The sequence below is a fragment of the Psychrobacillus sp. NEAU-3TGS genome (genome assembly GCF_029955155.1).
In the GTDB taxonomy this organism is placed as follows: domain Bacteria; phylum Bacillota; class Bacilli; order Bacillales_A; family Planococcaceae; genus Psychrobacillus.
Genome location: NZ_JAPNOZ010000009.1, coordinates 1 through 15,172, shown reverse-complemented (window position 1 = coordinate 15,172; position 15,172 = coordinate 1). Strand labels below are relative to the sequence as shown.

The 15,172-nt window shown below is 38.7% G+C and carries 15 protein-coding genes and 1 riboswitch; all 15 genes read right to left on the bottom strand.

The window, feature by feature from the left end:
- Window positions 1-265: 265 nt before the first annotated feature.
- Window positions 266-1,525 carry a phosphoribosylamine--glycine ligase gene (gene purD / locus OR571_RS07850; protein WP_282242278.1) on the bottom strand — a complete coding sequence of 420 codons (1,260 nt, stop codon included), beginning with the start codon at window positions 1,523-1,525 and terminating at the stop codon, window positions 266-268.
- Between the two features lie 16 nt (window positions 1,526-1,541).
- Window positions 1,542-3,077 carry a bifunctional phosphoribosylaminoimidazolecarboxamide formyltransferase/IMP cyclohydrolase gene (purH, locus tag OR571_RS07845; protein ID WP_282242277.1) on the bottom strand — a complete coding sequence of 512 codons (1,536 nt, stop codon included), beginning with the start codon at window positions 3,075-3,077 and terminating at the stop codon, window positions 1,542-1,544.
- 42 nt (window positions 3,078-3,119) lie between these two features.
- Complete coding sequence (gene purN, locus OR571_RS07840) at window positions 3,120-3,692, bottom strand: phosphoribosylglycinamide formyltransferase (protein WP_282242276.1); 573 nt, start codon at window positions 3,690-3,692, stop codon at window positions 3,120-3,122.
- Entirely contained in the window at window positions 3,692-4,747 is a 1,056-nt protein-coding gene (purM, locus tag OR571_RS07835; protein WP_282242275.1) for a phosphoribosylformylglycinamidine cyclo-ligase, read from the bottom strand. Before purM ends, purN begins: the two co-directional genes overlap by 1 nt.
- Window positions 4,748-4,758: 11 nt before the next feature.
- The gene (purF, locus tag OR571_RS07830) at window positions 4,759-6,180 is read right to left on the bottom strand and encodes an amidophosphoribosyltransferase (protein WP_282242274.1); all 1,422 of its coding nucleotides are present in this window, start codon (window positions 6,178-6,180) and stop codon (window positions 4,759-4,761) included.
- Complete coding sequence (gene purL / locus OR571_RS07825; protein WP_282242273.1) at window positions 6,156-8,387, bottom strand: phosphoribosylformylglycinamidine synthase subunit PurL; 2,232 nt, start codon at window positions 8,385-8,387, stop codon at window positions 6,156-6,158. Before purL ends, purF begins: the two co-directional genes overlap by 25 nt.
- Window positions 8,371-9,057 (bottom strand): phosphoribosylformylglycinamidine synthase subunit PurQ, encoded by a 687-nt coding sequence (purQ, locus tag OR571_RS07820; protein WP_282242272.1) that lies wholly within the window; start codon window positions 9,055-9,057, stop codon window positions 8,371-8,373. Before purQ ends, purL begins: the two co-directional genes overlap by 17 nt.
- Complete coding sequence (gene purS, locus OR571_RS07815) at window positions 9,054-9,308, bottom strand: phosphoribosylformylglycinamidine synthase subunit PurS (protein WP_142541061.1); 255 nt, start codon at window positions 9,306-9,308, stop codon at window positions 9,054-9,056. Before purS ends, purQ begins: the two co-directional genes overlap by 4 nt.
- Window positions 9,305-10,021 carry a phosphoribosylaminoimidazolesuccinocarboxamide synthase gene (gene purC, locus OR571_RS07810; RefSeq protein ID WP_282242271.1) on the bottom strand — a complete coding sequence of 239 codons (717 nt, stop codon included), beginning with the start codon at window positions 10,019-10,021 and terminating at the stop codon, window positions 9,305-9,307. The genes purS and purC overlap by 4 nt, the downstream gene beginning before the upstream one ends.
- A gap of 15 nt (window positions 10,022-10,036) precedes the next feature.
- Window positions 10,037-11,332, bottom strand: a complete 1,296-nt coding sequence (gene purB / locus OR571_RS07805) for an adenylosuccinate lyase (protein ID WP_282242270.1) — start codon at window positions 11,330-11,332, stop codon at window positions 10,037-10,039.
- Between the two features lie 16 nt (window positions 11,333-11,348).
- On the bottom strand, window positions 11,349-12,470 hold the full coding sequence (gene purK, locus OR571_RS07800; protein WP_282242269.1) for a 5-(carboxyamino)imidazole ribonucleotide synthase: 1,122 nt from the start codon (window positions 12,468-12,470) through the stop codon (window positions 11,349-11,351).
- Entirely contained in the window at window positions 12,467-12,955 is a 489-nt protein-coding gene (purE, locus tag OR571_RS07795) for a 5-(carboxyamino)imidazole ribonucleotide mutase (protein ID WP_282242268.1), read from the bottom strand. Before purE ends, purK begins: the two co-directional genes overlap by 4 nt.
- 137 nt (window positions 12,956-13,092) lie before the next feature.
- Window positions 13,093-13,193: riboswitch (purine riboswitch) on the bottom strand.
- Between the two features lie 95 nt (window positions 13,194-13,288).
- The gene (locus OR571_RS07790; protein WP_282242267.1) at window positions 13,289-13,480 is read right to left on the bottom strand and encodes an NETI motif-containing protein; all 192 of its coding nucleotides are present in this window, start codon (window positions 13,478-13,480) and stop codon (window positions 13,289-13,291) included.
- A 247-nt stretch (window positions 13,481-13,727) separates the two neighbouring features.
- Window positions 13,728-13,874, bottom strand: coding sequence for a hypothetical protein (locus tag OR571_RS07785; RefSeq protein WP_282242266.1), 147 nt, complete (start codon window positions 13,872-13,874; stop codon window positions 13,728-13,730).
- Between the two features lie 47 nt (window positions 13,875-13,921).
- A complete protein-coding gene (locus tag OR571_RS07780) occupies window positions 13,922-14,917 on the bottom strand; it encodes a nuclease-related domain-containing protein (protein WP_282242265.1) in 996 nt (331 codons plus the stop codon).
- Window positions 14,918-15,172: the final 255 nt, after the last annotated feature.

Here is a 15,172-nt window from a genome sequence, read left to right as displayed (position 1 = left end):
ACGCAGTTTCCCTATAACGTGAGGAATCTCGACTCACTCTCATCCAGTTAATGGATAAGAACAACCAGTCACTAGTCAGTCATTGAAAGCAATCAATGCTCTTCAGAAAGCAACTAAATCAGCATAAAGGGAACCAAATTGCTAGTGGAAGCAACCATTTCTTAATATAACAAATTTACTTGAAGTGAGAGTCGATAACAGCCGCGCAGTTTCCCAATATCCAATAAAAAAGGATATCCCCAATACCGGAGATATCCTTTTCAAATTATTGAAACGTTCGCCAGCCGATATCTGTTCGGAAAAACAAACCTTCCCATTCTAACTTAGACAAGCCCTTGTATACTTTTTGTTGTGCTTCTAAAAGTGTAGACTCGCTTGCAGCTACTAATATTACACGCCCGCCGTTTGCAACAAAATCCTCTCCATCGGCTTTTGTGCCCGCGTGAAAGACGGCAAGACCAGCCTCTTCAAGAACTGAAAGATTAGGAAGTCTAGCACCTTTCTTCACATCTGCTGGATAGCCCTCTGAGGCAATTACTACACCTAGCATCGCTTTTTCAGACCACTCTAGCTGAAACGATTTTTCATCCATTAATGCCACCATGAATTCACCGAAGTCACTAGTCATTCGTGGTAACACGACTTGTGTTTCTGGATCACCAAAACGAGCGTTGAACTCGATTACTTTTGGTCCTTCGTCTGTTAAGATTAGTCCAGCATATAAAATACCTGTAAATGATGTTCCTTCTTCTGTCATCGCATTTACTGTCGGTACTACAACTGTTTCATAAGCAGTATCCACGACTTCTGAAGAAATTTGTGGAACAGGAGAGTATGCTCCCATACCACCTGTGTTCGGACCTTTATCTCCGTCATACGCACGTTTATGATCTTGTGCAATAACCATTGGATAAATTTGTCCATTATGAACAAATGACATAAACGAAAACTCTTCGCCGTCTAGAAACTCTTCAATTACAACACGAGAGGATGATTCACCAAAAAATTGGTTACCAATCATGTCCTCTACTGCGTTATTTGCTTCTTCTACTGTCATGGCAACTACGACACCTTTTCCAGCAGCTAGTCCATCTGCTTTTACAACTATTGGAGCACCTAGTTTTTTGATATATGCCTTTGCTTTTTCAACTTCTGTAAAAGTTTCATAAGCAGCAGTCGGGATGTTGTATTTTTTCATTAATTCTTTCGCAAATGATTTACTTCCTTCAATTTGGGCAGCAGCTTTCGTTGGTCCAAAAATGCGAAGGTCTTGTGCTTCAAAATGGTCAACAATTCCGCCAGCTAGTGGTTGCTCAGGTCCAACAAACGTTAAATCGATATTATTTTCTTTTGCAAAGCTTGCTAATTCTTCAAATGCCATGACATCGATCGGCACGATTTCTGCATCATTTCCCATACCTGCATTTCCAGGGGCTACAAATACTTTTTTTACCGAAGGTGAATTATTGAATTGCTTTGCAATGGCATGCTCACGACCGCCACTTCCAATTACGAGAATATTCATATTCGATGCGCCTCCTTTAATGTTTGAAATGACGAACGCCAGTGAATACCATTGCGATTCCGTATTCATTTGCTTTGTCGATGGAGTCTTGATCTTTTACAGATCCACCAGTTTGAATGATTGCAGTGATACCAGCCTTTGCAGCAGTTTCTACTGTGTCGTTCATTGGGAAAAATGCATCCGATGCAAGTCCTGCTCCTTTTGCACGTCCTCCAGCTTGTTCTAATGCAATTTTCGCGGATCCTACACGGTTCATTTGACCAGCACCAACACCAATTGTCATATCTTCCGTAGCTACTACAATCGCGTTAGATTTTACATGTTTTACAACATTCCAGCCAAGCTCTAATGCTTTCCATTCTTCTGCAGTTGGTTCACGGTCTGTTACTACTTTTAAATCAGCATCTTTTAATCCGTATGTATCAGGTGATTGAACTAATAATCCTCCTTCTACAGAAACTGTATTCCAAGCATCTATTTTCGTTTGTTCAAATGTAATTGTCAGTAAACGAATATTTTTCTTTGCCGTTAACATAGCAATTGCTTCCTCTGAAAAAGAAGGAGCGATAATGATTTCTAAGAAAATACCTGCAAGCACTTTTGCAGTTTGGGCATCTACTTCACGGTTTAATGCAACAATTCCACCGAAAATCGATGTTGAATCCGCTTCGTATGCTTTATCAAAAGCTGCAGAAATAGTTTCGCCTGTTCCAACGCCACAAGGATTCATATGTTTTACTGCAACCGCTGCTGGAATTTCGAATTCCTTTACAATCTGGATAGCAGCATTGGCATCTTGAATATTATTATAAGAAAGTTCTTTCCCGTGTAATTGGGTTGCAGAAGCAATCGAGAAATCTGATCCAAGTGGACGTTTGTAGAATGCTGCTTTTTGGTGTGGATTTTCTCCATAACGTAACGCTTGTTTACGCTCATATGTAAGTGTTAAAAGTTCAGGGAATTCCTCACCAGTTAACTCTGTCATGTAACTAGCGATTAACGCATCGTACGCAGCTGTGTGACGGAACACTTTTGCAGCTAACTTGCGACGTGTTTCAAGTTTCGTTTCACCAGTTTCTTTTAATTGGTCTAACACTTCTGCATAGTCTGTTGCATCTGTTACTACTGTTACATATTGATGATTTTTTGCTGCAGAACGTAACATAGATGGACCGCCAATATCGATATTTTCAATCGCATCCTCGAATGCAACATCTGGTTTAGAAATAGTTTCGCGGAAAGGATATAAATTGACACATACGACGTTGATCGGAGTGATTTGATGTTCTTCTAATTGTGCTTGGTGTGCAGGATCGTCTTGTTTTGCTAATAATCCTCCGTGAATCATTGGGTTTAAAGTTTTTACACGACCATCCAATATTTCCGGAAAGTTTGTTACAGAGTCTACGGATGTGATTGCTACTCCATTTTGTTCTAAAAATGCCTTTGTACCACCAGTTGATAAAATTTCATAACCAAGCTGTTCTAACTCTTTTGCAAATTCGAGAATTCCTGATTTATCTGAAACACTAAGTAAAGCACGTTTTGACACGTTATTTCCTCCTTTAGTTTAAGTAATAAAAGCCGGTAAAGTCTACCGGCTCCATAATTTTTGTAATGTTTTCGTATATAACTCATGCTCTACTGCATGAATACGTTCTTCGGTTTTCTCTCTATTGCCGTCCACTACTTCTATTGCTGCTTGCGCTAAAATCGGACCAGTATCCATCCCAGCATCCACGTAGTGAACAGTCACTCCCGTTAACTTCACTCCATGTGCCATCGCTTGTCCGATTGCATCTTTTCCTGGAAATGAAGGCAATAAAGAAGGGTGAATATTGATAATCCGGCTAGAATACGCCTCAAGCAAAACATTCCCGATTAAACGCATATATCCTGCAAGAACAATCCACTCTACTTCAAGCTCTTTTAGCTTTTGTAAAATTTCTTGTTCATAAGCTACTTTAGAAGAAAAGCTAGAAGGCTTAATGGCAAGAGTTTCAATACCTGCAATACGTGCACGTTCTACTACAAAGGCATCTGGCTTATCTGTCACTACAAGTGCTATTGTTCCAGATAAATGTCCAGCTTCCACTGCATCATGGATTGCTTGAAAGTTACTTCCGCTTCCTGATGCAAATACTGCAAATTTCGGTTTTCCAATCATTACACTAAACTCCCGTCATGCGTTCCGTTGAACAAGACACCTTCACCTTTCACAACACGACCAATTGTGTATGCTTTTTCCCCGTGATTTTCTGCAATGGTAATTGCTTTTGCGGCTTCCTCTTCAGATAATGCTAATACAAAACCAATTCCCATATTAAATACGTTATATAAATCACGATCCGTAAGCTCGCCTTTTTCTTTTAGCATGTTGAAAATAGGTAGTACTTCCCATGACCCTAAATCTACCTCTACCGCTAATCCTTCAGGCATCATACGTGGTAAGTTTTCATAGAACCCTCCACCTGTTACATGTGCCATGCCGTGAATAGAAAGCTCTTGATGCATTTCCATTACAGGCTTTGCATAAATCTTTGTTGGTGTAAGAAGTGCTTTTCCGATTTCTCCAAGCTCTTCATAACCTACAACTACTGTGTCAGCAGAATAGCCTTGCTCTTCAAATACTATTTTACGTACAAGAGAATAACCATTAGAATGGACACCACTAGAAGCAATACCCACTAGCACGTCTCCTTCAGTTATTTTTTCGCCTGTTACAATTTTAGATTTTTCACAAGCGCCAACTGCAAACCCTGCTAGATCATATTCATTTTCCTCATATAGACCTGGCATTTCAGCTGTTTCTCCACCGATTAATGCTGCTCCGGATTGAACACAACCATCAGCAACGCCTTTAACAATTTGTTCAATACGTTCAGGAACTGCTTTTCCAACTGCAACATAATCAAGGAAAAACAATGGCTCCGCACCTTGTGCTACAATATCATTTACACACATAGCCACACAGTCTATACCAATCGTATCGTGTGAATCTGTCATAAACGCTAATTTTAACTTCGTACCAACACCATCTGTACCCGAAATAAGGACAGGCTCTTTATAATTTAATGAAGACAAATCGAACATACCACCGAACCCACCAAAAGTACCCATGATACCTTTTCTAGCTGTCCGTTCGACATGCGATTTCATTCGCTGAACTGCTTCATAGCCGGCTTCGATATTAACGCCTGCTTTTTCATATGCTTTTGACATGTAAAATCCTCCTATCGAACAAGCTCTTTTTCATGTGGTAATTTCGTATTCGGAGCAATCGGAGTCGGATACTCCCCAGTAAAACAAGCTAGACAGTGCCCACAATTTTTTCCTTCATCCGTTCGTCCAATCGCGCCTACCATGCCCTCTACTGATAAAAAGGAAAGAGAGTCCGCACCAATCAGTTCACACATTTCTTCTATACTATTATTCGAAGCAATGAGTTCCGAATCTGTGCTAATATCAATTCCGTAAAAACAAGGACTTTTTAATGGAGGAGAGCTAATGACAACATGCACTTCTTTGGCTCCAGCGTCTTTTAACATTTTTACTATACGTTTGGAAGTTGTACCTCGTACAATCGAATCATCCACCATGACCACACGTTTACCTGCCACCACTTGACGTACCGGTGAAAGTTTCATCTTCACTCCACGCTCACGTAAATCTTGTGAGGGCTGAATAAATGTACGCCCTACATAGCGGTTTTTAATAAGGCCCATTTCATATGGAATACCAGAAGCTTCTGAAAATCCAATCGCTGCCGAAATACTAGAATCTGGCACGCCAGTAACAATATCTGCATCTATTTGAATTTCGCTTGCAAGTTGTTTCCCTAGACGTTTTCTTGCCATGTGTATATTGATTCCATCTATATTCGAATCGGGACGAGAGAAATACACATACTCCATTGTACAAATTGCTCGTTCTGCTGGCTCTGAAAAACGTTCTGAACGGACACCTTCATCATTAATAATAAGTAGTTCACCAGGTTCAACTGAACGAATAACTTCTGCACCGATTAAATCAAATGCACTTGTTTCCGAAGCTACTACCCAAGCACCATCTAATTTTCCTAACGAAAGCGGACGCATCCCATGTGGATCTTGAGCTACTAATAATTTATCTTCTGTCAATATAACAACTGCAAACGCACCGTCTAATAATCTTAACGCTTCTTTCGCACGTTCCACCAAAGAATTATAATGACTTTTCTTTAACAAATGAGCAATTACTTCTGTATCAGAAGTTGTTTGAAAAATACTACCTTGCTGTTCTAAACTACGTTTTAAACGGCCTGCATTGACGATGTTGCCATTATGAGCGATTGCAAGACTGCCAGTAGTCGAATTAAAAAGAAGTGGCTGCACATTTTCAAGTCCAGATCCACCTGCAGTTGCGTAACGAACATGTGCAACTGCAGCTTTTCCTTGTAGTTTTTCAAGCTTTCCATTACTGAATACATCATTTACTAAGCCTTCACCTTTGACAGCTCGCAAAAATTCTCCATCTGTTACAACGATTCCAGCACCTTCTTGACCTCGATGCTGTAATGCGTGCAAACCATAATAACTAATTGGTGCAGGATCTGGATGCCCCCAAATTCCGAAAACACCACATTCTTCGTTTAAGCCTCTGATTTCAGCAAGCATGGTATTGCCCCTTTCCAAGCGGAACGGAATTCTTCAACAGAACCGCTAATCCATTCAGTTCCGTCTTCGTTAGTAATTACTACTTTATTCGAATCTGTTACAGCACCAATTTTAACTGCGTCATTTACGATTGCTTCAAATTTAGCTGCATTTTCAGGTTTAACTGTTACAAGAAAACGAGATTGAGACTCACTAAATAGTGCTGTTGTTGCAGAACCATTCAATGTTACTTCAACGCCAAGTCCATTTGCACCGAAAGCTTTTTCTGCTAATGCAACTGCAAGTCCACCTTCTGCAATATCATGAGCAGATTGTACAACCCCAGATTTAATAGCGGAAAGTAATGATTTTTGGCGTGCTGCTTCCACTTCTAAATCAATTGAAGGTGCTTGTCCAAAAATACGTTTTTCTACTAATTTTTGAAGCTCTGATCCACCGAATTCTGTTTTTGTTTCACCAATTACATAGACGAGATCTCCTGCTTGCTTCACGTCTTGTGTTGTTACATGTGCTAAATCTTCTACTAGTCCAACTAAGCCAATCGTTGGTGTTGGATAAACTGCTGTTCCGCTACGTTCGTTATATAACGATACGTTACCACCGATAACCGGTGAGTCTAATGCGATACAAGCTTCCGAAATACCATCAGCAGATTTTTCAAGCTGCCAGAAGATTTCTGGATTTTCTGGATTACCAAAATTCAGACAATCTGTAATAGCGAGTGGTTTTGCACCAGAACATACGACGTTACGCGCAGCTTCTGCTACAGCAATTTTCCCGCCTACTACTGGATCTAAATAGATGTATCTGGAGTTACAATCCGTTGTCATAGCTAACCCTTTGTTTGTACCACGAACACGAACTACTGCTGCATCCGAACCAGGAGTTACTACTGTACTAGTACGAACTTGATAGTCATATTGATCATAAACCCATTCTTTTGAAGCAATTGTTGGTTGTTTTAATAGGTTAAGAAGTGTTTCTTTATGATCTGTGACTACCGGTTCCACATTTTCCATCCCTTGATATTCTGTAAAGTAAGCAGGTACAGAAGATGGCTTATAATATACTGGTGCTTCTTCAGCTAGCGCATCTGCCGGAACTTCTGCCACAACTTCTCCTTTGTGAAGCAGACGAAGCATTTTATCATTCGTTACTTTACCTACAGCTACACAATCTAAGCCATATTTATCAAAAATCTTCACGATTTCATCTTCGCGACCTTTTTTCACTACGATTAACATACGTTCCTGTGATTCTGAAAGCATCATTTCATATGCTGTCATTCCCGTTTCACGTTGTGGAATAAAGTCTAAGTTCAATTCCACACCATGTCCAGCTTTCGAAGCCATTTCAGCTGATGAAGAAGTTAATCCAGCAGCACCCATATCTTGAATACCAATTAGTGCATCTGATTTTACAACTTCTAAACAAGCCTCTAGTAGAAGTTTTTCCATAAACGGATCCCCAACTTGTACAGCTGGACGTTTTTCTTCCGAAGTTTCTGTTAATTCTTCCGAAGCGAATGTTGCACCATGAATACCGTCACGACCAGTTTTTGCACCGGCATACATTACTGTATTACCTTCACCAGCTGCAATCCCTTTTTGTATATCTTCATGGTTAATCAACCCAACACACATAGCATTAACTAGTGGATTACCTTCGTAGCAATCATCAAATTGAATTTCCCCACCAACTGTTGGAATTCCGATACAGTTACCGTAACCAGCAATTCCAGCTACAACTTCTTCAAATAAGTATTTCACACGTGGTGTTTTTAACTCACCGAAACGCAAAGAGTTTAGCATCGCAATTGGACGAGCTCCCATGGAAAATACGTCACGGATAATACCACCAACGCCAGTTGCCGCCCCTTGATACGGTTCGATTGCAGATGGATGATTATGTGATTCCATTTTGAAAACAACTGCTTGACCGTCGCCAATATCTACGATTCCAGCACCTTCACCAGGACCTTGTAATACTTGTGGTCCTTTTGTAGGGAATTTACGTAATACTGGCTTAGAGTTTTTATATGAGCAATGCTCAGACCACATAACCGAAAACAATCCTGTTTCTGTGTAATTTGGAAGACGTCCTATAATCTTTTCTGCCATTTCAAATTCTTCGTCTGACATTCCCATTTGTGTATATATTTTTTGTTCCTTAATTTGCTCCGGATTTGGTTCAAGCATGATTGACATGAGATTCCCTCCACTGTTTCACTATTGATTTGAATAATGCAAGCCCGTCTGATCCACCCATTATGTCATTCGCAGCACGCTCTGGGTGAGGCATCATTCCTAGGACGTTTCCTTTTTCGTTTATAATACCCGCAATGTCTTCGATACTTCCGTTTGGATTTTCAGAAGCATAGGTGAAAACGATCTGGTTGTTTTCTTTTAAACGAGTTAGTGTTTCTTCATCGCAATAATAGTTACCTTCACCATGTGCGATTGGAATTTGAATTACTTCGCCTTTTTGATAAGCTGAAGTAAATTGAGTTTCATTGTTTTCTACTTTTAGACCAACCGTACGACACATAAATTTAAGGTTTTTATTACGAAGTAATGCTCCTGGTAAAAGACCAGCTTCTGTTAACACTTGGAATCCATTACATACACCAAGAACTGGTTTACCCGCTTCCGCAGCTTTTACCACTTCTGACATAACATTCGAGAAACGAGAAATTGCTCCGCAACGTAAATAATCTCCATAAGAGAAGCCACCTGGTAGTAAAACACCGTCGAACCCACTTAAATCTGTTTCATCATGCCAAACGTACTCTACTTCTTCTCCAAGCTCATCTTTAATCGCATGATACATATCTAAATCACAGTTGGATCCTGGAAAAACGATAACTGCGAACTTCATTTGCCAGCTACCTCCTCAACTTCATAACGGTAGTCCTCGATTACTGTGTTTGTAAGGAGCTTTTCACACATTTCTTTAACAGTTGTATCTAAATCACGATCCGACTCTTCGATTTGAAGCTCCAGAAACTTTCCGATACGAACATCTGAAACTTCTTTATAGTTCATAGAGTGAAGAGCACCCATAACTGCGGAACCTTGTGGATCTAAAACACTTTCACGTAATGTCACATATACTTTAACTTTTTTCATTTTAATAGTCCTCCTAGTCGGGAAAGTATAATTTCATAAACATCTGTTAAATTACCTAAGTTACGTCGAAAAACATCTTTATCGAGCTTGTTATTTGTTTCATCGTCCCATAATCTACAAGTATCTGGAGAGATTTCATCTGCAAGTAGTATTTCACCATCTAAAGTTTTTCCAAATTCTAGTTTCATATCAATTAGTGTTACACCGATTTCTTTAAAAATCGGCTGTAACACTTTATTAATTTCTAGGGCTTTCATTTTGATCGTCTCTATTTCCTCTGGTGTTGCAAGTTCTAACAATGTAAGATGAGCATCTGTAAGTAAAGGATCCCCTAACGTATCATCTTTGTAGTAAAACTCTACAATCGAATGCTTTAAGGTTGTTCCTTCGTCAATTCCCAATCTTTTTGCCAAACTTCCTGCTGCTACATTTCGAACAACTACTTCTAGAGGAATAATTTCTACTTTCCTTACCAGTTGCTCATTTTCCGAAATTTGCTCAACAAAATGAGAATCAATTCCATGCTTTTTTAATTGATCGAAAAGAATAGTTGTGATCTTATTATTTAATATTCCTTTACCAGCTATTTCTTCTTTTTTCTCTCCATTAAAAGCTGTAGCACTATCCTTATAAGATACAAATAAAATATTTTCATCTTCTGTTGTAAATAATTGTTTTGCTTTACCTTCATATAATAGACGACCTTTTTCCACTGTGAATTCCTCCGATTAGTTAAGTCCTAAACGCTCGAAAATCATATCCACATGCTGAATGTGATAGTTGTAATCAAAGCAATCATCCAGCTCTTCTTTAGAAAGTAGTGAAGTGATTTTTTCTTCTGCATCTACAAATGTACGGAATGCTGTTTGCGATTCCCAAGCTTTCATGGCAAGCGGCTGCACTGTATCATACGCTTCTTCACGAGCTAAGCCTTTGTCGATTAGTGCCAGTAGTACACGTTGAGAATAAATTAAACCTAATGTGGAATCCATATTACGTTTCATATTTTCTGGGAACACCGTTAAGTTTTTCACGATGTTACTAAATCGATTTAACATATAGTTAAGTGCAATGGTTGCATCCGGTAAGATAACACGTTCTGCTGAAGAATGAGAGATATCTCTTTCATGCCATAAAGAGACATTTTCATACGCTGTCATCATATAACCACGAATCAATCTTGCAAGTCCTGTCATATTCTCAGAACCGATTGGATTACGTTTATGGGGCATTGCAGAAGAACCTTTTTGTCCTTTAGCAAAGAACTCCTCTACTTCACGTGTTTCTGACTTTTGTAGCCCGCGAATCTCCGTTGCAAACTTTTCGATAGAAGTTGCGATTAAAGCTAGCGTGCTCATGTACTGTGCGTGACGATCGCGCTGTAATGTTTGTGTAGAAATTGGTGATGCTGCAAGTCCTAAGTTTTCACAAACATATTTCTCTACAAATGGATCAATGTTTGCATATGTTCCGACTGCACCAGACATTTTCCCAGTTTCAATTACTTTTGCAGCAGCTTCAAAACGCTCTAAGTTACGTTTCATCTCTTCTGTCCAAAGTGCAAGTTTTAGTCCGAATGTTGTAGGCTCTGCATGTACTCCATGCGTACGTCCCATCATAACTGTATATTTATGTTCTTTTGCTTTATTTTCCAAGATTTCGATAAAGTTCTGAATATCTTTTCGGATAATAACGTTTGCTTGTTTGATTAAGTAAGAAAGAGCCGTGTCTACTACATCAGTAGAAGTAAGACCATAATGAACCCATTTACGCTCTTCTCCCAATGTTTCAGAAACAGCGCGTGTAAAAGCTACTACATCATGTCTTGTTTCTTGTTCTATTTCTAAAATACGTTCTACATTGAATGATGCATTTTTTCTAAGTGCTACTACATCTTCTTTAGGAATATCCCCAATTTCGGCCCATGCTTCACAAGCTAATATCTCTACTTCTAGCCAAGCATTGTATTTGTTTTCTTCAGTCCAGATTGCACCCATCTCCGGGCGAGTATAGCGTTCGATCATTCAAGTTCCTCCTGTATTAAGACCAGATTTTAGATTTTTCAATTTCTTCTATAGTTTGCTCAATATTAGTTGAAAGAATCGTGACATGTCCCATTTTGCGATTTGTTTTCGCTTCGCTTTTTCCATATAAGTGAACGGACCAGTTTGGATACTTAGTCATCGAGTTTGTTAATGATATAACATGCTGTCCTAAAACATTTACCATCACTGTGTCTGTCCAAAGCTTCGGTTCACGTAAAGGCCAACCACAAACTGCCCGAATATGTTGATGGAATTGCGAAATATTACAAGCTTCTATAGAATAGTGACCCGAGTTATGTGGTCTAGGTGCTAATTCATTTATCAATATTTCTTCGTCGTCTAACACGAACATTTCCACTGCAAGCGTACCAACAAGATTTAAATGATTGGCAATCATATTAGCCGCTTTAATCGCTTTTTCTCTAAGTGATTCATCTATACGTGCTGGGACAATGGTTTCGTGCAAAATATGATTTACATGAATATTTTCACCGATTGGAAGACAGTATGTTTGTCCATCTCCATTACGCTGTACGATAACCGATATTTCTTTCGTAAAAGGAACAAATGCCTCGGCAATACAAGCAGAATGTTCAAATAGCGTTTTAGCAAGTGGTAGGTCCTCTTTGGATTGTATGGTTTGTTGTCCTTTGCCATCGTATCCCCCACGTGAAGTTTTTACGACACAAGGAAATTCAACCTCATCAATTCGCTGTTCCAGTTCCTCAAAAGTACTTGCTTCGACAAATTTCGCAATTGGTACGCCAGCAGCCTGAAGTTCTGTTTTTTCTAGTATGCGATCTTGCGTAATTTTTACAAGTTCGGCACCTTGAGGAACATATGCAATTTGTGATAATCGTTTCAAACCGTCATAATCGATATTTTCAAATTCATAGGTAATTACGTCGCTCACTTCTGCTAGTTCTTCTAAAGCAGCTTCATCATCATAAGCTGCAACAATGCGAATGTCTGCGACTTGGCCACATGGCGAATCCATTGTGGGTTCAAGTACAGCTATTTTATAACCAGCCTCTTTTGCAGCCAACGCCATCATACGACCGAGTTGTCCACCACCGATAATACCGATTGTTTGTCCAGGATAAATTACTTTCGTCATTGAAGATCACCGTTACTTTCAAATACTTTGTTTTTCGTTTCTTCTCTACGTTTTTCTAATCTTTCTGCTATTTCTCCATCATTGATCGAAAGAATTTGAGCAGCAAGTAATCCGGCATTCGTTGCCCCTGCTTTGCCGATTGCTACGGTCGCAACTGGAACGCCCCCTGGCATTTGTACAATCGATAATAATGAATCTAATCCATTTAGTGCTTTAGATTGGACAGGGACCCCGATAACAGGAAGCGTAGTCTTAGCGGCAACCATTCCTGGTAAATGTGCAGCTCCACCAGCTCCCGCGATAATCACTTGTATTCCACGTTTACGAGCCTGCTCTGCATATTCAAACATTAGGTCAGGCGTACGATGTGCAGATACGACTCGTTTCTCATACGGTATATTTAGTTCATCCAGGATTTCACAGCTATATTTCATTGTTTCCCAATCACTAGAACTACCCATAATTACACCAATTTTTGCGTTCATTATTTTCGTCCTTTCGTCAAACAAAAAAATTCCCTAAATAAACTACTCTCTACGGAAGAAAAGCAGTTTACTTAAGGAAATTAGTTGCTTAGTTAGTGTCATTAATAACATACGTAAACACATCCTCTTAGCATAATCCAAAAGTTGCTTTCCCTCATAGTCCTGTCATTTACGGTGACTTGGTAGAAACGCTAAAGCCAATTCTTTAGCATATATGGGGATCTAATTGTCTGTTGCTAATCATATTTTATCAAGACTGATGAGTCACGTCAATGCAAAAATACGAACAATGCATATAACTAAAAATAAATTGTTCGGTTATTGACATTATTTTTATATATTTTCTTCTTTAATACCTTTTAACAGTATCAATTGTTTAACAGGGATTGGTTGTCCGTCCACTTCTGCAAAAATTGGTTCTTCCTTTCTTCCCGCTACTCGAAAGCCTTGTTGTTCCATTCTTTCTATACATGCTGCGATGCTTTCATTTTCCTCTACTTCAAACCAAACTGTCTCTTTTTTCATAGCCAGCCAACCTCCAAATTCAATATTCCTTATAAGGATAGCTTATATAAACATTTTCATCAATTTATGGTGGAGTTGCGGGTGGGAGTTGCGATGAGTTGTCTGAGTTTGGAGAGAGATTGTCCAGGTTGGGAGAAAAATTGTCTAACTTTAGCGAAAGATTGTCCACTTATCGATGGGGATTGTCCAAGTACTAGGCGATTGTCCAATTTCTGCTTTTGATTGTCCACCTATCGAAGGAGATTGTCTAAGTACTAGGCGATTGTCCAACCTCTGCTTTGAATTGTCCACTTATCGAAGGAGATTGTCCAAGTTTTATATTAGATTGTCCATCTTTAGCGAAAGATTGTCCAAGTACTAGACGATTGTCCAACTTCTGCTTTAGATTGTCCACTTATCGAAGGAGAGTGTCCAAACTTGATATACGACTGTTCAACTATGCTATTTCTCATCTATTCTTCCTTTGCAGTTATCTAATTTTTCCCATTCTAAGATATAGTGAGTAGTGTTTTTGGATTTTCCTTTTCTAGAAAGATTCATCGAATTCAATATTCTACCTGCTAACTGATGAGATTCTATACATAAAAAGTTCCTACACTCTTTATTTGTAATCTTGTGCGAAACTAATGCAAACCACTCATGGACTGTAAATAGATGAGCTAATCTATCAATATTTCCACAGACGGAACAATTCCATCCATTACTCTTCTTTTCCATTTCGAATCTGCCGCACTTATTACACTTAACTCCTTTAATTAACTCAGCCGGTTCAATACCCCATTTCTTACACATCGGATATGGAATATAAGGGTGATTATGTTGCATTATTGTTTCGGATACCTCTTTCATTTGAGCAACAGTTAAATATTCTTTCTGCCTTTGTAACTTTCTTATATAAACAGGAATATTTGATGCATAAATAACAGCCGTATGGTTTGGAGCTTTCTTCACAATTGATTTTGTACTACTAAAGATAATTACACCTACAATCGGAATATTTATTCCACGCTTGTTCAACCATTCCCTCAATAAATAAGTGCTCCTATCTACTTGCATTTCGGGACTCCTAAATGGAAATGGATCCTCTTTTCCAGAGTCTAATTCACGTTTCAAACAAGGTGGATTACTTTCAAAATACAATTTCCCCACTATGTTCTTACACTCTAAAATGACTATAAAATACTGACATATGAATAGTGTATCAATCTGGAATTTTCCATTCGAAGTCAAGTTTACATCATGTAAAATATTATAGTTAAAAGGGAAATCGTGTTTCTTAAATACATCTTCTACAGTTGCTTCTCCTATAATACCTGCTTCTGCTGCTTTTATTTTGGAATTAATGATATTCTTCATCGCATGATCATTTGGCAATCGTTCATAAAGCATTTGCATTCCTAAATATTTATAATTCGTTGTACGCTTCTTAATAAGCAAGTCATCACCCCTTTTTGTGCATATTAACACATTTTAAATAAAAGTAAATTTGCATAAAAAGAAAACAATTCTTTTTTGACTAATAAAGCGAGAGGAGAATCGAATTTTGTTGCATAATAAGAAGGCAAAATTCAATTTTACATATTTTTTTGTTGATGAAAAATGTCGTTATTTCCTGGGAAATGTCGTTCTACTTATTTTGATCTGTACAAAAAAAGTCGTTACCGAATAAATCGGTAACGACTTTTTACTTAT